Source organism: Exiguobacterium artemiae (assembly GCF_033342815.1).
Classification (GTDB): Bacteria; Bacillota; Bacilli; order Exiguobacteriales; family Exiguobacteriaceae; genus Exiguobacterium_A; species Exiguobacterium_A artemiae_A.
Genome location: NZ_JAWPEN010000011.1, coordinates 84,307 through 108,029, shown reverse-complemented (window position 1 = coordinate 108,029; position 23,723 = coordinate 84,307). Strand labels below are relative to the sequence as shown.

Annotated in this window: 22 protein-coding genes; 18 read left to right on the top strand and 4 right to left on the bottom strand. The window is 49.9% G+C overall.

The window, feature by feature from the left end:
* Nucleotides 1–81 precede the first annotated feature (81 nt).
* The 12 genes from R7V76_RS11495 to R7V76_RS11440 all read left to right on the top strand — a co-directional run bounded on the left by R7V76_RS11495 (nt 82) and on the right by R7V76_RS11440 (nt 12,941).
* A complete protein-coding gene (locus R7V76_RS11495; protein WP_012369925.1) occupies nt 82–864 on the top strand; it encodes a DUF3388 domain-containing protein in 783 nt (260 codons plus the stop codon).
* A gap of 27 nt (nt 865–891) precedes the next feature.
* Nucleotides 892–1,782: a helix-turn-helix domain-containing protein gene (locus R7V76_RS11490; protein WP_318092582.1), complete on the top strand. Its 891-nt coding sequence runs from the start codon at nt 892–894 to the stop codon at nt 1,780–1,782.
* A 61-nt stretch (nt 1,783–1,843) separates the two neighbouring features.
* Nucleotides 1,844–2,422 carry a CDP-diacylglycerol--glycerol-3-phosphate 3-phosphatidyltransferase gene (pgsA, locus tag R7V76_RS11485; RefSeq protein WP_214765310.1) on the top strand — a complete coding sequence of 193 codons (579 nt, stop codon included), beginning with the start codon at nt 1,844–1,846 and terminating at the stop codon, nt 2,420–2,422.
* Nucleotides 2,423–2,492: 70 nt separating this feature from the next.
* Complete coding sequence (locus R7V76_RS11480) at nt 2,493–3,737, top strand: competence/damage-inducible protein A (protein ID WP_318092580.1); 1,245 nt, start codon at nt 2,493–2,495, stop codon at nt 3,735–3,737.
* A 101-nt stretch (nt 3,738–3,838) separates the two neighbouring features.
* Nucleotides 3,839–4,882, top strand: coding sequence for a recombinase RecA (recA, locus tag R7V76_RS11475; RefSeq protein WP_214848316.1), 1,044 nt, complete (start codon nt 3,839–3,841; stop codon nt 4,880–4,882).
* Nucleotides 4,883–5,075: 193 nt separating this feature from the next.
* On the top strand, nt 5,076–6,638 hold the full coding sequence (gene rny / locus R7V76_RS11470; protein WP_012369930.1) for a ribonuclease Y: 1,563 nt from the start codon (nt 5,076–5,078) through the stop codon (nt 6,636–6,638).
* A gap of 51 nt (nt 6,639–6,689) precedes the next feature.
* On the top strand, nt 6,690–7,484 hold the full coding sequence (locus R7V76_RS11465; protein WP_012369931.1) for a TIGR00282 family metallophosphoesterase: 795 nt from the start codon (nt 6,690–6,692) through the stop codon (nt 7,482–7,484).
* 29 nt (nt 7,485–7,513) lie between these two features.
* Nucleotides 7,514–7,774: a stage V sporulation protein S gene (locus R7V76_RS11460; protein WP_012369932.1), complete on the top strand. Its 261-nt coding sequence runs from the start codon at nt 7,514–7,516 to the stop codon at nt 7,772–7,774.
* Nucleotides 7,775–7,977: 203 nt separating this feature from the next.
* Nucleotides 7,978–9,729 (top strand): 2-oxoacid:acceptor oxidoreductase subunit alpha, encoded by a 1,752-nt coding sequence (locus R7V76_RS11455; RefSeq protein WP_318092579.1) that lies wholly within the window; start codon nt 7,978–7,980, stop codon nt 9,727–9,729.
* Entirely contained in the window at nt 9,716–10,582 is an 867-nt protein-coding gene (locus R7V76_RS11450) for a 2-oxoacid:ferredoxin oxidoreductase subunit beta (RefSeq protein ID WP_318092578.1), read from the top strand. The genes R7V76_RS11455 and R7V76_RS11450 overlap by 14 nt, the downstream gene beginning before the upstream one ends.
* 95 nt (nt 10,583–10,677) lie before the next feature.
* Nucleotides 10,678–11,769, top strand: a complete 1,092-nt coding sequence (gene tdh / locus R7V76_RS11445) for an L-threonine 3-dehydrogenase (RefSeq protein ID WP_318092576.1) — start codon at nt 10,678–10,680, stop codon at nt 11,767–11,769.
* Nucleotides 11,769–12,941 (top strand): glycine C-acetyltransferase, encoded by a 1,173-nt coding sequence (locus R7V76_RS11440; protein ID WP_318092575.1) that lies wholly within the window; start codon nt 11,769–11,771, stop codon nt 12,939–12,941. The genes tdh and R7V76_RS11440 overlap by 1 nt, the downstream gene beginning before the upstream one ends.
* A gap of 82 nt (nt 12,942–13,023) precedes the next feature.
* Here the strand turns inward: R7V76_RS11440 and R7V76_RS11435 are convergent, their stop codons facing one another.
* The 4 genes from R7V76_RS11435 to R7V76_RS11420 are packed head-to-tail and all read right to left on the bottom strand — an operon-like array spanning nt 13,024 to nt 16,852.
* The gene (locus R7V76_RS11435) at nt 13,024–13,776 is read right to left on the bottom strand and encodes an iron ABC transporter ATP-binding protein (protein ID WP_318092574.1); all 753 of its coding nucleotides are present in this window, start codon (nt 13,774–13,776) and stop codon (nt 13,024–13,026) included.
* Nucleotides 13,773–14,840: an iron chelate uptake ABC transporter family permease subunit gene (locus R7V76_RS11430; protein WP_440137047.1), complete on the bottom strand. Its 1,068-nt coding sequence runs from the start codon at nt 14,838–14,840 to the stop codon at nt 13,773–13,775. The genes R7V76_RS11435 and R7V76_RS11430 overlap by 4 nt, the downstream gene beginning before the upstream one ends.
* Nucleotides 14,837–15,856 (bottom strand): ABC transporter permease, encoded by a 1,020-nt coding sequence (locus R7V76_RS11425; protein ID WP_318092573.1) that lies wholly within the window; start codon nt 15,854–15,856, stop codon nt 14,837–14,839. Before R7V76_RS11425 ends, R7V76_RS11430 begins: the two co-directional genes overlap by 4 nt.
* Entirely contained in the window at nt 15,857–16,852 is a 996-nt protein-coding gene (locus tag R7V76_RS11420; protein ID WP_318092572.1) for a siderophore ABC transporter substrate-binding protein, read from the bottom strand.
* Between the two features lie 544 nt (nt 16,853–17,396).
* Here R7V76_RS11420 and R7V76_RS11415 point away from each other — a divergent pair.
* The 6 genes from R7V76_RS11415 (at nt 17,397) to R7V76_RS11390 (ending at nt 23,661) form a co-directional block, all read left to right on the top strand.
* Nucleotides 17,397–19,019, top strand: a complete 1,623-nt coding sequence (locus R7V76_RS11415; protein ID WP_318092571.1) for a DUF3153 domain-containing protein — start codon at nt 17,397–17,399, stop codon at nt 19,017–19,019.
* A complete protein-coding gene (locus tag R7V76_RS11410; RefSeq protein ID WP_318092570.1) occupies nt 19,016–20,473 on the top strand; it encodes a phytoene desaturase family protein in 1,458 nt (485 codons plus the stop codon). Before R7V76_RS11415 ends, R7V76_RS11410 begins: the two co-directional genes overlap by 4 nt.
* A gap of 129 nt (nt 20,474–20,602) precedes the next feature.
* The gene (locus tag R7V76_RS11405; RefSeq protein WP_012369943.1) at nt 20,603–20,890 is read left to right on the top strand and encodes a hypothetical protein; all 288 of its coding nucleotides are present in this window, start codon (nt 20,603–20,605) and stop codon (nt 20,888–20,890) included.
* A 115-nt stretch (nt 20,891–21,005) separates the two neighbouring features.
* Nucleotides 21,006–22,274, top strand: a complete 1,269-nt coding sequence (locus tag R7V76_RS11400; protein ID WP_318092569.1) for a DUF445 domain-containing protein — start codon at nt 21,006–21,008, stop codon at nt 22,272–22,274.
* Between the two features lie 12 nt (nt 22,275–22,286).
* A complete protein-coding gene (locus tag R7V76_RS11395; RefSeq protein ID WP_318092568.1) occupies nt 22,287–23,108 on the top strand; it encodes a DNA-3-methyladenine glycosylase family protein in 822 nt (273 codons plus the stop codon).
* 115 nt (nt 23,109–23,223) lie between these two features.
* The gene (locus R7V76_RS11390; RefSeq protein WP_026828786.1) at nt 23,224–23,661 is read left to right on the top strand and encodes a RicAFT regulatory complex protein RicA family protein; all 438 of its coding nucleotides are present in this window, start codon (nt 23,224–23,226) and stop codon (nt 23,659–23,661) included.
* Nucleotides 23,662–23,723 lie beyond the last annotated feature (62 nt).

The window sequence follows — 23,723 nt, the reverse complement described above, 5'->3', positions numbered from 1 at the left end:
GCTTAGGGGAATGCTTTTCATTTTTCAAAAAATCATTTAACATGAGGGATGGATAATCGATTTGAAGAGGAGGCTGGGCGCGTGAGTGAATTCGAACAGTGGTATCTGGAGTACGAACTGAACGTCAACCGTCCCGGGATTTTAGGGGACATCGCGTCACTCATGGGGATGCTACATATTTCGATTGTCACGATTAACGGTGTCGATCACCAGCGTCGGGGCATGTTGCTTCAAACGAAGCAACCGGATCAAATCCCACGGCTTGCCGCCATCTTAAAGACGATGACGACTATCGATGTGATTAAGCTTCGTAAACCGAAGCTTCGTGACCGGATCGCCATCCGACACGGTCGTTATATCGACCACAGTAGCGGTGAAATCAAGACGTTTCGTTTTGTCCGGGAAGATCTAGGGATTCTCGTCGACTTTATGGCGGAACTCTGTAAACAAGATGGTCATCTGTTGATTGGTGTCCGGGGTATGCCACGCGTCGGGAAAACGGAATCGATTGTCGCGGCAAGTGTCAGTGCCAATAAAAAATGGTTGTTTCTTTCATCGACGTTAATTAAACAAACCGTCCGGACTTCATTGTTCGATGATGAACGGACAGGTGATTATGTTTATATCATCGATGCGCTCGTCTCACAGCGACATTTTGACGAGCGGCATTGGCAGATTTTACGTGAAGTCATGCGACTTCCGGCTACGAAAATCGTCGAACATCCAGATGCTTTTGTTAAATCGAGCGAATACACGTGGGATGATTTTGATTACATCATTGAATTACGCAACTCGACAGAAGAAATCATTGTCACCGAACCGCCTCGTGCCCATGGTGGGAACGACTGGTTCAATTTCGAATAAGTATTGAAAATGGAAGGTGTGTTACCGATGACTGAGCTCGGAACCTACTTAAAGGAGCAGCGGGAAACGTTAGGCATCTCGCTTGAACAAATTCAAAGCACGACAAAAATTCAAAAACGTTATATTCTCGCCATTGAAGAAGGCGATTACAAACAACTACCGGGCGCATTTTACGCCCGTGCATTCATCAAGACGTATGCGGAAGCACTTGGTCTAGATGTCGACGAAGTGTTTGCGACCTACAAACGTGACCTCCCGGAACCGGAAGCGCAACCTGTCGTTGAGCTGTCTCGGCGGGCGACATATTCGAAATCAACGGCACCAAAGAAAAGTGTCGCTAAACGGTGGATTCCGAATATCATCATCATTGCCTTGATTTTTGCAATCGGGGTTGCCCTGTATTACGGATTCCAGGCATTCCAGGACGGTGACGGGACAAAAACGGCGACGCCGAAACAAAGTGAGGTCACGATTGACGAAGGTGACGCACCAAGTGAGGAAGCCGATGCACCGGTAGCGGAAGAGCCGAAAGAAGAACCGGCGAAAAAAGAAGAACCTGTTAAAAAAGAAACGAAGAAACCATTGGCTGTCAAAACGACAGTCGGTCAAGACATCACCTATGAAGTACCGGCAGATGGTACAATGAGTGTATCCATCCGGATCAAAAAAGATGCTTCGCCGTCACCGTTTGTTGGTGTGCGGGACACGTCTTTAGAAGGACAAGCACTCGCGCCTGACCATATCAATGCGTCAGATCCAAATCCAATCGTCGTCAAAAATGCCAAAACGGACGTGATTCGGATTCGAGTCGGCTCCATCAAAGGAATCGACCGGATTCTCGTCAATAATCAGGAGCTTAAGCTTAACCGCTCCCTCCTCGTTCAAAATATTTACCTGAAGAAAGTAGCCACGCCATAAGGCGTGTCTTCTTCATGTCAGCCCTGCTGGCATACATAACCCGAAAAGGAGGGATACGAGAATGAACTTGCCCAATCAATTGACGGTCTTACGCGTGTTACTAATTCCCGTGTTCGTTGCCGTCTTAGCCATCAATCCAGACTGGGGACAGTGGGATGTCTTAGGAGCAGAACTGCCGGTTTCCCACTTCGTCGCCGCGATGATCTTTTCCGTCGCCGCCATCACCGATTGGCTCGACGGGTATATTGCCCGGAAAAACAAACTGGTCACGAACTTCGGTAAATTCATGGATCCACTCGCCGACAAGATGCTTGTCGCTGCAGCACTCGTCTATTTAGTCGAACTTGAATTCGTCGCCGCGTGGGTCGTCGTCATCATCTTATGCCGTGAATTCGCCGTGACAGGTCTCCGTCTCGTCGCTTCAGACGAAGGAATCGTCCTTGCAGCCGGAAATTCCGGCAAAGCGAAGACCTGGGTTCAGTTGACATCGATCATCGCCTTTTTACTGCATGACATCGGATTCGCCTTACTGAACATTCCTTTTGCGGAAATCACGATGTGGTTGGCGTTGGTCTTAACAATTTATTCGGGAGTCGAGTATTTCTCAAAAAATATCAAGTTAATTACGAAATCCATGTAAATTGGATCAAACAAGACTGTTCGTCAACCCGAACAGTCTTTTCGTATAGTCAAGAAAGCGGGGATGTAAAATGAAAGCAGAAATCGTTGCTGTCGGAAGTGAATTGTTGTTAGGGGAAATTGCCAACACGAATGCCCAGTATTTATCGGAGTGGCTCGCGACATGCGGTATTGACGTGCATTACCATACGGTCGTCGGAGATAACCGGGAACGGATGGTCGAAGTCGTCACGCGGGCTCAGGAACGGGCGGAACTAATCGTCATTACCGGAGGACTTGGACCGACGGAAGATGACTTGACGAAAGAGGTCGTGGCGGAACTGCTCGGCCGGACGCTTCATGTGGATCAGCCGGCTTACGACCGGATTGAGGCATTCTTAAAAACCCGGGGACGTACGATGACAGAGAATGAAAGAAAACAGGCTCTTGTCATCGATCAAGCCGATGTGCTGACGAATCAGGCAGGGCTCGCACCCGGGATGTCCGTTCATACACCGGACCATCAATACATTTTGCTGCCGGGTGTCCCGCGGGAAATGAAGCGGATCATTGCAGACCACTTCGATCACTTGTTAGGCAAGGAAACGATTAAATCAAGAACATTACGTTTCTTCGGTATCGGAGAGTCGGCATTAAACGACCGGTTGGCGGACCTCATCCGGACAGCCCGTAATCCTTCCGTTGCGCCATATGCCGAATTAGCAGAAGTCCGCCTTCGTCTGACGGCGAAAGCGCTTGACGAACAAGTCGCCCTTGACATGCTCGATGCGCTGGAGCAGCAAGTGCTTGCCGAAGTCGGAAGCCATTTTTACGGTTATGGCGAAACGAGTTTACCCGAGGTCGTTCTTGACCGGTGCCGGGAAGCAGGCTTGACTTTGTCTGCAGCCGAGTCACTGACCGGAGGTGCTTTTGCGAGCGGGTTGACCGATATTCAAGGAGCAAGTGATGTTTTCCGCGGCAGTGCCGTCGTCTACGCAGACGCCGCTAAAGTGAACGTCTTAGGTGTACCGCAAACCTTACTTGATGAACAGACTGCCGTCAGCCGGGATGTTGCCGTTGCGATGGCGGAAGGGGCACGCAAACTCTATCAGACGGATCTTGCCATCGCCTTGACCGGGGAAGCCGGACCGACAAGCAACAGCGGGCGGGCTGTCGGAACAGTCTATTGTGCGCTGGCACAAGCAAGCGGGACACAAGTGCTTGAACTGACGTATCCGGCCTTCGACCGTGGTATGATTAGATTGCGTTCCGTCAAGGATGCTTACTTCATGCTCCTTCAAAATATCAGCCCGGCGGACGAAATGAACAAAAAATGATTTCTTTCAACTATGCGAATAAATGTTCGTAAAAAGCTTGTTATTCGGTCTCAAAAGAAGTACAATAATCTCAGTAAGATAAATAAAAGGAGGCCTGCTACGTGAGTGATCGTAAAGCAGCACTTGAAATGGCATTACGCCAGATTGAGAAACAATTTGGTAAAGGTTCAATCATGAAACTAGGTGAAAGTGCAGATCAGAGAGTATCCGTAATCTCTTCTGGATCAATCACATTAGATATAGCACTCGGTGCAGGTGGATATCCACGTGGACGGGTAATCGAAGTCTATGGTCCGGAATCTTCCGGTAAAACGACAGTTTCGCTTCATGCGATTGCTGAAGTCCAAAAACAAGGCGGACAGGCGGCGTTCATCGATGCCGAGCACGCACTTGATCCGGCTTATGCCAGCAAGCTCGGTGTCAACATCGACGAATTACTGTTATCACAACCGGATACAGGGGAGCAGGCGCTTGAAATCGCAGAGGCGTTAGTCCGTTCTGGTGCTGTCGATATCCTTGTTGTCGACTCAGTAGCGGCACTTGTCCCGAAAGCCGAGATTGAAGGCGAAATGGGTGACTCGCATATGGGTCTGCAGGCTCGTTTGATGAGTCAGGCGTTACGTAAATTGTCTGGTGCGACAAACAAATCAAAAACAATCGTCATCTTCATTAACCAGATTCGTGAAAAAATCGGTGTCATGTTCGGTAACCCGGAAACGACTCCAGGTGGACGTGCTTTGAAATTCTATTCATCGGTCCGTCTTGAAGTGCGTCGTGCAGAAGCACTGAAAAACGGAACAGATATCGTCGGAAACCGGACGAAACTGAAAGTCGTTAAAAACAAGATCGCTCCGCCGTTCAAACAAGCGGAAGTCGATATCATGTACGGACAAGGAATCTCTAAATTTGGTGAATTGATTGATCTTGGAACAGATCTCGATATCGTCCAAAAGAGTGGTGCTTGGTATTCATACAATTCAGAGCGTCTTGGTCAAGGACGTGAAAATGCAAAACAATACATGATCGAACATCCAGATGTTGCGGATGAGGTCGAACGGTTGATTCGTGAGCATCACGGTCTCGTCGACCGCAAAGATCCGGTTGACTTTGAAGAAGGTCAGGATGAAGATCTGTTTGCAGAATAAGCTGAAAGAGAGTGGAATCGATTCAGATTCTGCTCTTTTTTTGTTGAAAAGAGGAAAACATAGGAATTCTTTCCCGCCCGTTCGTTGACAATGAACGAGTGCTATCCTTACAATATAGATGTACGTTTTTTAGACAGCTTCGATGAATAACCGAAATGAACTAAGAAACACCTTGTAAAGGGGAGGTGAACCCATGGGTACAACAACTTGGATTGTCATACTTCTCCTCGCAATACTGATCGCATTCATCGTAGGCTACTTCTTGCGGAAATCGATTGCAGAAGCGAAGATTCAAGGCGCGGAAACAGAAGCGACGAAAATCGTGGAACGTGCACAAGTATCAGCGGAAGCAACGAAAAAAGAAGCATTGCTCGAAGCGAAAGATGAAGCCTTTAAACTTCGGAATGAAGTCGAAAAAGAGCTTCGTGAACGTCGTCAAGAGTTAACGAAACAAGAAGGACGATTGCTCCAAAAAGAAGAGACACTCGATCGCCGTGTTGATTCCATCGACCGTAAGGAAGAACAAATCAATACGCGGGATGCAGAGATCGCGAAACGGAAGCATCAAGCTGAAGAGTTAGAACGCAAAGTAGAGGACCTGTATGAACAGGGACGCCAAGAGCTCGTCCGTGTTGCGAATCTTTCGCAAGACGAAGCTAGAGCTATCATCATGGATGAGACGAAACAAGCTGCTATGCATGACGCAGCAATTCTTCAAAAAGAAATCGAACAAAAAGCAAAAGAAGAAGCAGACAAAAAAGCACGCAACATTCTTTCGCTTGCGATTCAACGGTTCGCCGCGGAACATATCGCAGAGACGACGGTTTCGGTCGTCAACTTGCCGAATGACGAGATGAAAGGCCGGATCATCGGTCGCGAAGGTCGTAACATCCGGACACTCGAAACGTTAACGGGTATCGATTTAATCATCGATGACACACCGGAAGCGGTTATCTTGTCCGGATTTGATCCGATTCGCCGCGAAGTGGCGAAGATGGCCCTTGAAAAACTCGTTCAAGACGGTCGGATTCACCCGGCTCGGATTGAAGAGATGGTCGACAAGTCACGTCGGGAAGTCGACGAACGGATTCGTGAAATCGGTGAAGAAGCGACATATGATGTCGGAATTCACGGGATTCATCCGGATCTTGTCAAAATTCTTGGTCGCTTGAAGTATCGGACAAGTTACGGTCAAAACGTATTGTTCCATTCACTCGAAGTCGCGCATCTTGCTGGTATGATGGCAGCTGAGCTCGGAGAAGATGTAACACTTGCGAAACGTGCCGGTCTCCTGCACGATATCGGGAAAGCGATTGACCACGAAGTGGAAGGAAGTCACGTTGAAATCGGTGTGGAGCTTGGTACGAAGTACAAAGAACATCCAACTGTCATCAATGCGATTGCTTCCCACCACGGGGATACGGAAGCGACATCTGTCATTTCCGTTCTGGTCGCAGCAGCGGATGCCTTATCTGCCGCTCGTCCAGGTGCACGTCAAGAAACACTTGAGAGTTATATCCGACGTCTTGAACGTCTGGAAGAAATCTCAGAATCATTTGACGGGGTTGAGAAGTCATTCGCGATTCAAGCAGGTCGTGAAGTACGGATCATCGTTCGTCCTGATGTCGTCGACGATGTCCTTGCCCATAAGATGGCAAGCGATATCCGGAAAAAAATCGAAGAAGAACTCGATTATCCGGGTCATATCAAAGTCACGGTCATTCGGGAAACACGAGCGGTCGAATACGCAAAATAAGCAAAGTGGCGGGCGACCGCCACTTTTTTTAATTATTTGGAGGAATGTTTCATGAAAATCTTATTTATCGGAGATGTCGTCGGGGCACCAGGCCGTCATATCTTACAACAGTTTACAGCACGCATTAAATCGAAATACAATCCAACTGTCATGCTTGTCAACGGAGAAAATGCCGCACATGGCCGCGGGATTACAAAATCGATTTATCATCAGTTACTCGAACTTGGATTCCACGGTGTGACGATGGGGAACCATACGTTTGATAACCGCGATATCTTTGATTGGATCGACGATGCCGACCGGATTGTCCGTCCTGCAAATTATCCGGAAGGGACACCCGGGCGCGGCATGATGGTGTTAAAAGTCGGCAACAAAAAAATTGCCGTCATCAACGTCCAAGGGACAGTCTTTCTGCCACCGCTCGGCGATCCATTCCGGACAGTCGATGAGTTGATTGCGGAAGTCGAAGGAGAAGTCGATGCGATTTTCGTTGACGTCCACGCGGAAGCGACGAGTGAAAAAATCGCGATGGGCTATCACTTGGCAGGGCGTGTTCAAGCAGTCGTCGGGACCCATACCCACGTCCAGACGGCGGACGAACGGATTCTTGAAGGCGGAACGGCTTATATCACTGACGTCGGCATGACAGGGCCGCTCGACGGTGTCCTCGGTATGCGGAAAGAAGATGTGTTACGAAAATTTAAAACACAGCTCCCAACCCGGTTTGAAGTTGCTGAAGGACGGGAACAATTAAATGGAGTCTTGATTCATATTGATGATGTATCAAAAAAAGCAACGAAGATTGAACGCATCCATTTAACGGATCAATCGATTTTCTTTGATTGAGTTTTGATTTTTGATTGGGAGGTACATGCATGGACGTCCTGAAAGTATCAGCTAAATCGAATCCGAATGCGGTCGCAGGTGCGCTCGCAGGTGTACTTCGAGAGAAAGGTTCTGTCGAAATTCAGGCAATCGGAGCAGGTGCACTCAATCAATCCGTCAAAGCGGTGGCAATCGCAAGAGGATTTGTCGCACCGGCAGGCATGGATTTGATCTGTATTCCGGCATTTACCGACATCATGATTGATGGCGAGGAACGGACGGCAATCAAATTAATCATTGAACCACGATGATGCATCATTGGACATAGGTCCTACGTTAAACCAGACCATTTACTCGTTGGAGTAGATGGTCTTTTTTTTATGACGGACAGCCGGAAAAAATCAACGGATTCGCCAGAGGAGCATTGTACAAGTATCGGGAAATCGGTATCATGGGGGAGGATAGTGAAGCAGACAGCTTCAATCATTTCAGGGGATAAAAGGAGCGAACGTCGATGTACAATCAATTGTCATGGAAAGTAGGCGGTCAGCAGGGGGAAGGGATCGAGTCGACGGGTGAGATCTTTGCCATTGCCTTGAACCGCCTTGGTTATTACTTATATGGATACCGCCATTTTTCTTCACGCATCAAGGGAGGACATACGAACAACAAAATCCGTGTCGCGACACACGAAGTCCGGACCGTCGCCGATGATCTTGATATTCTGGTCGCCTTTGATCAGGAAACCATCGATGTCAACTTCCATGAGTTGCGTCAAGGCGCCATCATCATCGCCGACGCGAAATTCAATCCGACGAATCCGGATCAGACACGTGCTGCTTTATATCCGATTCCTTTTACGGAAATTGCCTCCGGACTCGGCACATCGCTGATGAAGAACATGGTCGCCATCGGAGCATCGAGCGCCATTCTCGGGATCGCACCGGAACGTTTCCAAGCGGTCGTGGAACAGATTTTTGGTCGTAAAGGACCGGAGATGGTCGAAAAGAACTTATCGGCAATCCGTGAAGGCGCAGCAGCATTTGAGGCGATGGCCGGAACAGCGGAACGCTTTATCCTCGATCCGGCAGACGGGCAGCAACGGATGTTCATGATCGGCAACGATGCGATTGCGCTTGGTGCGGTTGCCGGGGGGGCCCGTCTGATGGCTGCCTATCCGATTACCCCGTCGTCGGAAATCATGGAGTACTTAATTAAAAAATTACCGCAGTTCGGCGGAACCGTCGTTCAGACGGAAGATGAGCTGGCCGCGGTGACGATGGCCATCGGTGCCAACTATGCCGGCGTCCGTGCCTTGACGGCGTCAGCCGGACCCGGATTGTCGCTCATGGCAGAAGCGATCGGCTTGTCCGGGATGACGGAAACGCCGCTTGTCATCATCGATACGCAACGCGGCGGACCATCGACAGGCCTGCCGACGAAACAGGAACAGTCCGACTTGATGGCGATGATCTACAGCACACATGGTGAGATTCCGAAAGTCGTCCTCGCGCCGTCGACGGTCGAAGAAGCTTTTTATGATGCAGCCGAAGCGTTTAACATCGCGGAAGAATACCAGTGTCCGGTCATTCTTTTGACGGACTTGATGTTGTCGCTCGGAAAACAGTCGGTCGAACCGCTGGATGTCAACCGCGTGGAAATCCGCCGCGGGAAACTGATGCTTGACGAACTGCCGGAGCTTGAAGGTAAAGCATATTTCAAACGGTATGAAGTGACGGAAGACGGAATCAGTCCGCGGGTCGTTCCGGGTACGAAACACGGAATTCACCACGTGACCGGCGTCGAGCACAACGAAGAAGGCCGTCCGTCGGAAGCAACGAAAAACCGGGTTGATCAAATGACGAAACGTCTACGGAAGCTCGGTCAATTCCGAATGAAGGATGCGGTTCTTGTAACAGAACAGCATGCGACACCGGATATTCTGTTTGTCGGTTTTAACTCGACACGCGGAACGATTGAAGAAGTGATGCCGCGTCTCGAAGAACAGGGCATTCATGTCGATCATCTCCATATCCGCCAGATGCATCCGTTTCCGAGTGAATTGGTCCGTCCGCACCTCGAGCGGGCCAAGCAGGTTGTCGTCGTCGAATACAATGCGACGGGCCAACTCGCGAAACTGATCCAGATGAACTGCGGTTTTGCAGAAAAAATTGAACACATTTTAAAATTCAACGGCGATCCGTTCTATCCGGCGGAAGTAGTGGAACAAGTCGTTGCAGGAGGGATTTTCCATGGCAACCTTTAAAGATTTCAGAAACGATGTCAAACCGAACTGGTGTCCCGGCTGCGGCGACTTTTCAATTCAGGCAGCCATTCAGCGTGCGGTCGCAAACGTTGGGCTCGAACCGGAAGAACTGGCTTTGATTTCCGGTATCGGCTGCTCGGGACGGATTTCCGGTTACATCAATACGTACGGATTCCACGGTGTCCACGGCCGGTCGTTACCGATTGCCCAGGGCGTCAAGATGGCGAACCGTGAACTGACCGTCATTGCGTCCGGTGGCGACGGAGACGGATTTGCGATCGGGATGGGACATACGATTCATGCCTTTAAACGGAATGTGGATATGACGTACATCGTCATGGACAACCAAATTTACGGTTTGACAAAAGGGCAGACGTCACCAACGTCAGCACTTGGCTTTAAGACGAAGTCGACGCCAAAAGGATCGATTGAAAAGAGTGTCTCGCCGGTCGAACTCGCCTTGACGGCAGGCGCAACGTTCGTTGCCCAAAGCTTTTCGAATGATTTAAAAGGATTGACGAGTCTGATTGAACAAGCGACCCAACATAAAGGATTTGCCTTTATCAATGTCTTCAGTCCGTGTGTGACGTTCAACAAAGTCAATACGTATGACTGGTTCAAACAGAATTTAACGAAACTCGATGATCTCGAAGACTATGATGCGACGGATCTCGATCTCGCGAAACGGGTTGTCCATGAACACAACGGTCTCGTCATGGGGCTGATTTATCAGGATGATTCGCGTCCGGATTACCAGTCACAAATCGGCGGATATGCGGAGAATGGACTGACTTTTGCCAATCTTGAGATGAATGAAGAAACATTTGGTAAACTTGCGGCCGAATTCATGTAAACTAGAAGTGAAAGATTGTTTGGTTATTTGGGGATGCTCAATACTTGGTCTGGACCGATTAGAGAAAGAGGCAAAGACCACGAAGGAGTCGGGGAATGATGACAAAACTAGTGACAGCTGTAGAAGATACGACAAAAGTAAAAACGATGCGCGCGCTCGTCAAAGAAGAACGGGGATTTGGCGCTGTCTTGAAAGAAGTCGCAGTTCCTTCACCAAAACGCGGTGAAGTCTTGATTCGCGTCGAAGCGACTTCCATCTGCGGGACGGATGTCCACATTTACGAATGGGACGCGTGGGCAGCATCACGCGTGAATCCGCCGTATGTCTTCGGACATGAGTTTTCCGGTGAAGTCGTGGAACTGGGTGAAGGGACGAAACGTTTGAAACTCGGGGACCGTGTCTCAGCGGAAACACATATCGTCTGTCATCAATGCAAACAGTGTCTGCGGGGGCAGTATCACATTTGTAAAAATACAAAAATCATCGGTGTCGACACACAAGGCTGTTTTGCCGAGTACGTCGTCATGCCGGAAGAAAATCTCTGGGTCAATCCGGAGGATATGCCAGCCGCCATCGCATCGATTCAAGAGCCGATGGGCAACGCGGTCCACACGGTTCTTGCGAGTGACGTCAGCGCTAAAACGGTCGCCATCGTCGGTTGCGGTCCAATCGGTCTGATGGCTGTCTCAGTCGCAAAAGCGGCAGGCGCTGCGGAAGTCATCGCGATTGATGTCAATCCGTACCGTCTGGAGCTTGCGAAAACGATGGGCGCAGATGTCGTCATCGATTCACGCCACGAGGATGTGTTCGAACGGGTCCGCATGATGACGGACGGGGACGGGATTGATGTCGTCTGTGAAATGAGCGGTCATCCGGTTGCGATCCGTCAAGCATTTGAGATGGTGACAGCCGGCGGAGACGTCAACATTCTCAGTCTGCCGGTCAAACCGGTCGAGATCGATCTGACGAATCACGTCGTCTTTAAAGGCGTTCGCGTTCAAGGCATCACCGGACGGAAAATGTATGAGACATGGAGTCAAGTATCCGCATTCCTGTCGAGCGGAAAAGTCGATGTCAAACCGTTGATTACACACACATTGCCACTCGAACGGTTTGAAGAAGGATTCGAATTGATGCGACAAGGGAAATGTGGAAAGGTCGTACTACAACCAAGGGGGACGAATTAATGGGTTTTGAGCATTTACGGACAGAATTAGAAGAGATGAAACAAGCGGGAACGTTCCGCGAACTCGTTGCACTCGAAAGTGCCCAGCACAACCGGGTAACTGTCGACGGGAAAGAATTGATTCAATTGTCGTCAAACAACTATCTCGGACTCGCAGCGCATCCGCGCCTCGCGAAACGGGCGGCGGACGCGGCACTTGAATTCGGTGCCGGAACGGGATCGGTCCGGACGATTGCCGGAACACTCGAAATGCACCAAGCCTTCGAACGCGAACTGGCGACATTCAAGCATACGGAAGCGGCACTCGTCTTCCAATCAGGCTTCGCGACGAATCTCGGTGTTTTGTCTGCTTTACTCGGACCGGAAGATGTCGTCATTTCCGACGCCCTGAACCATGCGTCAATCATCGACGGAATTCGTTTGACGAAAGCGAAACGCCGGATTTACAACCACGTTGATTTAGCAGATTTGGAAGCTGCGTTGCAAGAAACACAGGATTCCCGGATACGTCTTATCGTGACAGACGGTGTTTTCTCGATGGACGGCAACATTGCGCCGCTTCCGGAAATCGTTGAACTGGCTGAGAAATATGATGCGCTCGTCATGGTCGATGATGCCCATGCATCGGGTGTCCTCGGGAAAAGCGGTCGCGGAACGGTAAATCATTTTGGACTCGACGGACGCGTCGCCTTGCAAGTCGGGACGCTCTCAAAAGCGATTGGTGTTCTCGGCGGGTACGTCGCGTGTGAACAACACGTCAAAGATTATCTGATCCATAAAGGCCGTCCGTTCCTCTTCTCGACATCGCACCCACCGGCAGTCGTCGAAGCGAACCGGGAAGCACTTCGGGTCATGGAAGAAGAAACGGAACTGTTTGACCGTCTCTGGGAAAACACGGAATTCTTCAAACACGGATTACGGGAACTCGGTTTTAATATCGGCACGTCAACGACGCCGATCACACCGGTCATCGTCGGTGACGAAGCCTTATGCCACAAGCTGTCGGACCGTCTGCGTCAACACGGTGTCTTTGCACAAGGGATTGCCTTCCCGACAGTTGCAAAAGGCAAAGCGCGTGTCCGGACGATTGTTACAGCGGAACATACACGTGAAGACTTGGAGCAGGCGCTTGAAGCGTTTAAACAAGTCGGGCAAGAACTGGAATTGATTTAATCAAAAGATACGAAACGAGAAAAGGAACGGTGCATCGAGATGATGCGCCGTTCCTTTTCTGTTGTCCGCTTATCGAGTCGGCTTAGTAAACGGCAATCGGTCCGTAGGGTCCCGCAATAATTTCAAGATCCGTCTCGAAAATATCGGATAAGGTGTCCGCGACCATGATTTCTTGGACCGTACCGAACGCCGCAATTTGTCCCTGTTTCATGGCACAAATGTGATCGGCGTACTTCGCAGCAAAATTGATATCATGTAAGACAGTGATGATGGTTCGTCCGAGTTCGTCCGCGACATGACGAAGATATCCCATCATTTGGACGGACCGGGCAATATCAAGATTATTGAGCGGCTCGTCCAGCAGTACGTAATCCGTTTCCTGACACAAGACCATCGCAACATAAGCCCGTTGGCGTTGGCCGCCTGACAGCTCGTCGAGGTACCGGTGTTCAAGTGAAGTCAGGTCCAGGAAGTCAATATATTTGGACGTAATGGCTTCATCTTCGGGTGTCATTCGCCCCTGTGAGTAGGGAAACCGGCCGAAGCCGACCAGTTGGCGAACCGTCAGCCGGGTCACGAAATGATTTTCCTGACGGAGAATCGTGATGATTTTTGCCAAATCCTTTGATTTCGTGCTCGAGACATCAAGTCCGGCGACCTGAATTTGTCCTTCATCAAGTTGCAAAAGACGGCCGATCATCATCAGCGCCGTCGATTTACCGGCACCGTTCGGTCCGATCAGTGCGGTCAGACCTGCTTTCGGAATCTTTAACTCAAGCGGACCAATCTGGACATGATCCGTATACGATTTTTTAACTTGCGTCAATTTAATCATAAAGACCTCTTTCTTAATAACACCGTAAGGAAAATCAGACCGCCAAACAGTTCGATGATGACGGAGACGACGCTCGGTGCATTGAAAATATGATACATGAAGAAATAGGCACTCGTCAGAACGAGAAAACCGATCGAAAATGCCATCGGCAAGACATACTTGTGGTCGTACGTGGAAGCGACCTGATAACTGAGTGTCGCAACCAGGAAACCGAAAAACGTCAATGGTCCGATCAGTGCCGTCGACATCGACATGAGTAAGGAAATGAGGATGAGGACATAGAGGACGCTTCGGCGATGATTGACGCCGAACGATGTCGCAACGTCCTTTCCGAGGGCGATGACGTTCAGACGGTTGGCCGACAGGAACAATAAAACACTGACGATCAGGACGACCGGAATCACGATTGGAAAATAGGCAGCATCGGCATTCGTAACCGAACCAAACAATCGGGCCTGCAGAATATCAAACTCGGACGGATCGAGCATCCGCCGCATGAAGCTGGCAAGCGAATTCAGTCCGGTGCCGAGGATGATGCCGATGAGCAACATCAGCTGTATATCGGCATATTTTCCGGATAACAGCCATCCGTAGAGCAGCAGGCTCATCACGAGCATGAGACCGACCTGTGTCAAAAAGGCTCCCGTCCCTGAAAAACCGATCAGAGCCCCTGCACCAAAGAAAAAGATCATCGACGTTTGAATCGTGGAATACAAGGCATCAAATCCGAGCAGGGACGGCGTGATGATCCGGTTGTTCGTGACCGAATGAAAGGCGACGGTGGCAAGGCTTTGACAAAGTGCGGCAATCGCCATCGTCATGATGGCTGTGATCCGGCGTTCGACGACGGGCCAAAAGGACGGAGACTGAACCGGTACCGGATTGTTATAAAGCAGGAGACCAAGCGAGCAGAGCAGTCCACCGGACAGGAACAGGCACAGCAGGGTCCAGTAGCGGCGTGCATGCCGTTTGGACGGGAAGGCGGAAGCGTTCCGGTCACTGGTATGGGCTGTCATCTGTTCGCGTGGGTAGGGTTTTGGTTTTCTGTGTATGACGGTACTCATCGGATACCTCCTCTTTTTCGTTGCCGTAACAGGATGAGAATGAAGACCGTTGCCCCGACTGTTCCGAGAATCAGTGAAACCGGCAGTTCGAAGGGTTGGATCAACGTCCGTGAAACCAAATCACTGACGAGAACCGTCCCCATCCCGATGACGCACACCCATGGCAAGTTACTGCGCAAGTCATCCCCGCGCATCATCGAGACCAGGTTCGGCACGATCAGACCGAGAAACGGTAAATTTCCGATGACTGTCGCAACGATGCCGACGGACAAGGCAATCAGACCTGTTGCGATCATTATCAGCCGATTGTAATGAACGCCGAGACTGGTCGCGATATCTTCACCGAGACCGGCTAACGTCAAACGATTGGCAAGAAAGAAGATGCACATCGTGACGCCGACGATAATCCATAAATATTCATAACGTCCGATTTGAACAGAGGAAAACGAGCCGACGAACCAGCCTTCGAGTGCCTGGCTTGCCCGGAAGTATAAACCGAGGAAGGTTGAAACGGCCGAGATGACAGCGCCAAGCATGAGACCGATGATCGGCACAATCAGGGAAGACCGAAGCTTGACCGAACGCAGAAACCAAAAGAATACCATCGTGCCGATAAAGGCAAACACAATGGCACCGGTCATCCGCATCATCAGTGTTGGTGCCGGAACAAGCAGATAAACGGTCAACAGACCAAGTCCCGCCCATTCGATTGTCCCGGTCGTCGTCGGTTCAACAAACCGGTTTTGCGTAATCAGTTGCATGACGAGTCCCGCCATCGCCATCGCTGCTCCTGTCAGCATCAAAGCCACCGTTCGCGGGACGCGTGTAATCCAAAACATGGAAAAGTCGTTTGCCGTGTTGCTGAGTTCATAGACTCCAGTAAACAGGGAAGTAACGGCCAGTGCGCCGATCGTCAGCAAGGCGATGATAAACGGCGGCGTCCAAACGACAGAAAAGGAAGGTCGGGCACTCGGCTCAACACTTCCATTCACTTGTTGCGGTTTGACCTGCTCCATTTACTTCACGAACGCTTTCGACACGCTTTGGAAAAATTCCGAATAGGTTTGAATCGATTCGTTTAAGTACATGTCTTTCGGTGTATAGACAATCCGGTCGTCTTTGACGGCTGTTGTCTGTTGGAGCGCCGGTGCACGGTCGATGACATCCTCCGCCGGTACGGCATCCTTGGCGTTTCCGAGCGGAGCATCACGGTCTAAGACAAGTAACCGGTCCGGATTGCTTTGTGCGATTGCTTCGACGGACACCTCGTCTCCTTGATCGTTACCTGATTTTTGTTTGACTTCCAGTGCCGGCTTCCAACCGAATATGTCATACATCGGTCCGAAGACCCGACCGCTCATCGGTGCGGAGAAACCGATGTCGCCACCCGAGACGATGACGGACATGACGCTGTCTGTTCCGTTATAGGATTTTTTTACGTCCTGAATCGACTGTTCAAAAGTCGTGACGAGTTGGTCGGCTTCTTTTTCCTTGGCAAAGATCTGTCCGAGCGTGTGTGTCGTATCTTCAAGACCTTTGACTAACAATTCACCGGGCGTTCCGGATGTTTCAGGCAATTCGATGTCGAGATCGATGACGGCAGCTTCCGGAACCAGTTTTTTGATCTCGTCGTAGTGGTCCGCGAACCGTTGACCGACGATGACGACATCCGGATCAACTCCGGCAATCGCTTCAAGGTTAGGTTCGAAGTGCATCCCGACGTCGACGATATCCTTGTCCTTGGCGTACGGTGATTCCGCCGGCAACAGTCCGACCGGAGCAGCAGCAAGCTCAACGTCCCAGGCAGCGAGTGTCTCGAATGTCCGGTTATCGAGTGCCACGACTTTTTTTGGTTGTACAGGTACCTTGACCGTACCGTGTGCATCTGTGATGTTGATTGTTTTTGCAGCAGATTTTTTACTGTCCGTCGTAGTCGTTTCGTTCGCAGTACCGCAAGCGGCGAGTAAGACGGCAAGAGAGCTGATCACCATCGATGTTTTTACTGTCCCCATTCTAATTCATCTCCTTTTGATGTGAACAATGCCTCAGATCAATTCATCCGTGAATATGTAAGTGGTTTAATTTCTCGCGGATTAACTGATAATGATTATCATTGTCATGTTCAAATTGAATGATAGCAGACAAAAAATGGAGATGCAATGACAATTTTAGTTTGCTGGAGTTTCTGATTTTTTATTTCTATAAACTATATAAAAATAAAAAAACGAAACTATTACTCGAAAGGCATATGCTGCAGAAGCAGCCAATCACTTGCTGATAACTGTCAAAAGAGTTGTTATAATGGCAAAAACAATGGATTTAAATTACCCGTATATAACCGAACCAATCTTTTATCCATCGATGGAATCCTCGAATATTTTTCCGGAAAAATAGAAGGTGTGGATTGAAAAAAATTTTCTGCGTCCTGTCCATTCAAAGGATTGGAGTTTGAAGTCTGTTACATTTTGTTGGACAACCCTATTTTGAAGCATGAGGACTGACGAGTTAGGGAAAAGAAAAATAAAGCGATATGAGAGAGAAAGGGCGTGTGACGGTTTGATCAGTAAACGAAAAAAACTCATTTTACTGTCGTTTGCCTTGATGGCGATGGTACTTGGGGGCTGTATCCGTATCCAATACGATGCGACGGTCCATACCGACAAAAGTGTCACCTTAAAAACGACATATGCCGCAAAAGAGCATCCGGTAGCGCGACTACTTAATTTGAACCCGGACTGGAATACGTATGTCAAACAGGCGGAGAAGAATGGCTATGCGGCAGAAACGTTCAAGACGCAGGATGATTATGAAGGCATCCGGATGGAAAAGAAATTTGCGAAATTCGAAGACTTGGCGACGATTAAAGATGAATGGAAAACGGGTATCGGCGGTATTCTGATCCCGCCGGATACGACATATGAAGTCAAACAGGAAAAAGGATTTTGGTTTAATACGTATCGGTTGGATACCAACATTGATTTAAGTATCGATCGGTTGAACATCAAAGGCTATCAGCCGACCGGACAGGTCAAAAAGCTCGCCGATCGGTATCTCCGGCAGGCGGATATCGAAATCAACCTGCATGGACCAAAAGTGATCGGTCTGCAAAACGGGGAAAAAATCGACTGGGCGAATCATAACAATGTTTCGTGGAAACTGTACGGGACGAAGGCCAATCAGTTACAACTGATTGCCTATGTTCCGAATCCGACCGGCTGGATCATTACCGGTGTCGTTCTGTTGATGGGTCTCTGTTTGCTCGTGTTTTGGATTGTGCATCATGTCCGGAAATTACGGCGTAAACAATTGCAGACGATTGGCATCTCAGTGCTTGTCTGTCTGTTTGTAGGTGGAGGTGCCTGGTGGTTCTTTGCCGACGAGACGTCGAGTGCCCCACCGCCGACGAAACAGATTGTCGCGCAACAGGTCGGCGAAATCACGCCGACCTTCATGGTTCATGGTCTGTTCGGGACGGAGCGGACCTTCCTGCCGATGATCGATAACTTCACGAAAAAGAAGCTGGCAGATGACGGCGGCAGATGTGACGTGTCACGGAACGGGAAAGTGGTGTGTGACGTCAAACCGTCTACAACCGGCTATCCGCTTGTGCGGATCGTTTTTGAAGACGATGAAGCCAGTCTTGCCAATCAGCAAAAATGGCTCAGTGTAGCCATTGAACAATATGACCAAAAACAACAGGCGACGTTCACCGACATCCAACTGGTCGGTCACAGTATGGGCGGGGTCGATGTCGTCGCCTACACGCTGAAAGAGGACATCCCGTACCATGTCCGAAAACTGGTGACGCTCGATGCGCCGATCAGCGGTTCCGATTATGCGACGCTCGGGCTGACGCTTGCTCCGTTCGGAACGAATACAAACAGTCCGGCAATCCAGGATTTAGCCGAAAATTCAGCAGCGATGAAAAATCTGAAAGACCGGTTGGACACGTGGCCGCGTGATGTACTCGTCTATTCCTTTGGCGCGAAGGGCGGAGACTTCAATTTAATTCCGCTTAAAAGTTCATTTGCACTCGATGCGTATACGGATAATATCAAAACGAAATCTTATAAGTATGATCACTTTACGATTCACCGCCGCGAACCGGTGTTCAAGGAAGTCCGGAATTTCTTGTTTAAAGAAAATCTGGTGACAGAAACAGAGGAGGAATCGTCATGAAACGAATTGCCATCATCGGGGGCGGAATAGCCGGGGTCACAGCAGCCGCCTTACTTGCTCGACACGGACATGACATCACCTTGTGCGAGGGGAGTCGCGAATGGGGCGGATCGGCAGGGAAGTTTACCCGAAAAGACTTCACTTACCCGGTCGGTGCAACGCTCGGCATGGGTTTTGAGTCGGGCGGCATTCATGAACGGGTGTTGCGGCACCTGCAAATCGACCAGCCTGTTGAACGGCTCGAAACCGTCATGACTATTAAACTCCCGGGACACGATATTCTCTATTACCGCGACCGCGAACGGTTCATTCGTCATCTGAAGAAACAGTTCCGCGATCAGGCCAATTCGATTCAAGACTTTTTTGACGAAGTGGACCGGATTCAGCGGCACGTCAGGCCGTTGATGCAGGCCTTACCGGCATTGCCGCTCAAGACATGGGACGATGCCCGGATGGTCGTCAAAGAGACGAAAGCAAGCCTACCGTTGCTGCCTTATCTGACACGGACGATTGGTGACATGCTCCGGAAACATCAGTTGGACGGGACGATTTTCACCCAATTGATTGACGGGATTTTACTGGACAGCATGCAGACGGGGAAGGAAGCATCGGCGTTGCTTGGAGCCGTGGCGTTATCGATTTATCATGACGGCGCCTATTATGTTCCGGGTGGACTGTACCGGGTGGCCGAACGTCTGAAAGCGTCTGCTGAAGCGGACGGGGCGACAGTGTTACTCGGCCGGAAAATCACCTCCGTGCGGAAAACGGCAGACGGTTTTTTGCTGGAAGACCGGCGGGGAAGACTCCTGCTTGCGGACGCCGTCATCGGTGCCGTTCCGATCGAAGCAGTGCAACAACTCGTCAGTCCGTCCTTAAGACCGGTTCTCCGCCGGACATACAAGCGGCAAGGCGGTTTGTCGCAGTGGGCGACATTCACCTACTATGCAGCGATTCCCGAGGCAATCATTCAAGACGATCAGGCATTTCGGCAAATCCACGATCCGATGTTGCCGTCCGGCCATGCGTTCATCTCGTTATCTCGACCGGGAGATCTCAACCGGGCACCAATCGGATGTCGGACATTGACGATGTCCTGTCATATTCCGATCGGCCGGTTCGCACGCGACGACCGTGCGCAATATGACCGGCAAGTTAAAGCCATGCAGGAAACGTTCGAAACGATTTTAGAACGCGAATTTCCGGGTTTCAAAGATCAAGCCATCGAACGTCACCCCGGAGGACCGGGTGCCTGGGTCCGCTATACGTCACGTCCGGACGGCGGTGTCGGCGGCTATCCGCAGTTGCCGTCGACCAGTCTGTTTCGGGCAGCCTCGTTTCGGACGGGGGTGCCGGGACTTTATATCATCGGCGATACGGTATTTCCGGGTGCCGGGACAATCGGGGCAACAACGTCGGCGATTCATGTCGCCCGTGAGTTTGGTGTGAAGATTTAAGCAGGAATTTGGTAAATCATGAAAGAAGCGGCCGAATGGTCGCTTTTTTTAGAGAACAGGATTATGATTGAGGCGAGACGGGAAGTACATAATCATGAGAGAAAAAAGAGAGAGAAGGAGTGAACGAGATTGAATCAGTTTGAGGACAAGTGTCAACATTTCATTCAAGAACGTCGTCCGGAAGTCGGTCCGTTGATTTTTACAAATGCCCGCACCTTCATCAATGCCCGGGGATTAAGTGTCTATGAGCGTATTTACCAAGGGAAAGAGGAAGTCCGATTGGCGTTCGTCGAACAGACAGCCGGCCACCAAATCGTGTCATTGATGGAAAATACGTTCGGAAACGGACTTGTCTACTTTGTGTCGACAGCGACTGCGACATGGGACGGCGAGAATTTCGGTGAATTTACGTTTTAACTACATAATGAGTCCCAGTCCGGTTGAGGCTGGGACTCTTTCATGTCGAAACTTGTATCTGTTTTTGAACGTATACGAAGTATGACAAAACATACAGCGAGAAGGAGGAACCATCTTGCAACAACCACTAAAACCAAAATCATCGACGCGACGTTTGGCGACCGTTTCCTTGATTTTTATGGCAGTCGGCTTTATCGCCTCCTTGCCGTTTAAAGAAAACGATTGGGTGTTCTGGCTGCAGAGCGGTTTTGAAGCAGGACTTGTCGGCGGAATTGCCGACTGGTTTGCCATCACGGCGTTATTCCGGCATCCGCTCGGATTGAAAATTCCCCATACGAACCTATTGCCGAAAAACCGGGAACGGGTCATTGAGTCAATCGTCCAGATGCTCGAAAAAGATTTGCTCAACAAAGAAAGTATCGTTGAAAAGTTACGGCATATGACGCTCGCCGACCGTTTCATCAAATTGTTGCGTTCGATTGTCCTGTTGCCGGCGTTTCGTTCGACGGTCACGGAACTGTTGACCGGTATTCTTCACAAACTGCCGAAAGAGGCGATTCTGAAAGTCGTTGATGAGCGGATTTCCGACACGGTCAAAGCGTATCCATCAAAACGATTGGCAGAACGGCTGATGGGGTTAAACGAGGAACGGCGGCTTGATGAACTGGCAATCGATCAATTGCTCGGGTACGGGCAACGCTTGCTCGAAGATCCTGTCATTCGGGATCAAATCGGTCGTCTGGCGTACCACGCCATGATTGATCAGGAAAAAAACACCTTTTTACGGGTGACGGCGAAAACGGTGCAAAAAGTCTATTCAGAAGAACGGTTGAGTCTTGTCATTCAATCCGTCCTGCTCAGTGTGATTGAAGATATGAAGCAGGTGCATCACCCGAACCGTCTGGCGATTCTTGATCATGTCCGCCGCAATTTGGCACAATTGACGCAAGATGAAGAGCGGCTTGCTAAAATTGATCAATGGAAAGCAACAGAAGTGGATCGCTTTGGTCTGCAACCGGTCTTAAACCGGGCCTACACGGCAGGAATCGAGGAGCTGAAAACGTATTTGGCATCTGATTCTTTCTGGGAAAACCGTGCTCTACCGTTGATGAACCAAGCACTGAACGAGTGGGATCAGCATCCGACATTCAAAGAAGAAAGTGACCGCTGGATGAAAGATCAGCTTGTCCGGTTCGTCGATCAAAACCACCAAAAAATCGGCGGTTTGGTCCGGGAAAACTTAAATCGTTTTGATACAGAAACGTTGATTCACATGATTGAAGACAAGGTCGGAAACGATTTGCAATGGATTCGCGTTAACGGCGCGATTTGCGGCTTTTTCATTGGTCTGATTCTCGGTGGAATCAAACTATTCATTGGCTGAGGGGGCGATCATATGTGGCAGGAGGAACTGATATTGGAAGACGACTATGACTTTGCTGGTATCCGGAAACGGCTTCGAGGTGACCGGTTACAGGTCGAACAGGATGGTCGATTGTTTGTTCCACTCTTGTTGCCGGAAGGAAAGTTCATCGGTCAAATCGAAGCATCGGGCCCCCGGACACTGCTGTTAGCCGGTAATGGTCCACAGGAACCGATGGTGCAACAGTTGCGCCATCGGTTTCGTCTGGATACGACGAATCCAAGTCACCTGTTATCGGGCACCTCGCTTGAAGAAGTCGTGGCGACGTTCGGAGCGGAGCGGCTTGTACTGGATATTAGTCCGTTCACAGCGTTAATCCGTTCAATCATCCATCAACAAATCAATCTGGTATTCGCACAAGTGCTGATGGAACGATTCTGCCGGACATTCGGGACGGAACAAAACGGCGTGATTTTCCCGCCGACGGCAGAGCAACTGGTGAATGTCGAACCGGAACAGCTTCGGGCGTTGCAACTGTCCGGCCGGAAAGTCGACTATTTGCTTGGTGCCGCACGGGCCGAAATTGATTTCGAACAGTTGACGGAAGCGTCAGACGCCACGATTGCCGAGACGTTGATTGCGTTAAAAGGGGTCGGTCCCTGGACGGTACAAAACGTCTTGATGTTCGGTTACGGACGGGAAGATCTGTTTCCGGCATCGGATATCGGTATTTTACGGGCGTTTGAGCGGTTACACGGCAGCCGTCCGAGTGTCGAAGAGGCTGTTTTGCTGGCGGAAGAATTTGCTCCGTACCGCAGTCATGCTGCCTATCTGTTATGGCGTTCGATTGAATAAGGAACTATTCTTGTCACCCCTTTAAGAGAACGGTATAATGAATGCGTTAAGAACGAGTCATCGTTCGTAGATACGATAAGCGTAGCGGGATCACCGCTTCCGATAGAGGGGACGAATGTTTATGTATACAGATGAACAAATCATCGAAAAAGCCAATGAAATCGCGAAAATGATTTCCGAGACATCAGAGGTGGAACGATTTAAAGCTGCTGAAGCGAACATCAACGGGAATGAAAAAGTTCAAAAGATGATGAAACAAATCAAGTTCCTGCAAAAAGAAGCCGTTAACTGCCAGCACTACGGTAAAACGGAAGCTTTGGCACGTGTGGAAGCAAAACTGGATAAGTTATTCGCAGAACTCGATGAGATGCCGGTCGTTCAACAATTCCAGGAATCACAGGAAGAAGTAAACGGACTTCTTCAATACGTGACGGTAACGATTTCAAACGGAATCACGGATCAAATCATCGAAGCGACGGACGGCGATGTCCTGGCGGGGAAAACAGGCAGCGGGATGGAAGCAGAAAATAAAAGCGGCGGTTGCGGCTATTAATCAATGAATTGAATTGGAAAAGCCGACGGATTCCCGTCGGCTTTTTACGCGAATGAGGTGAA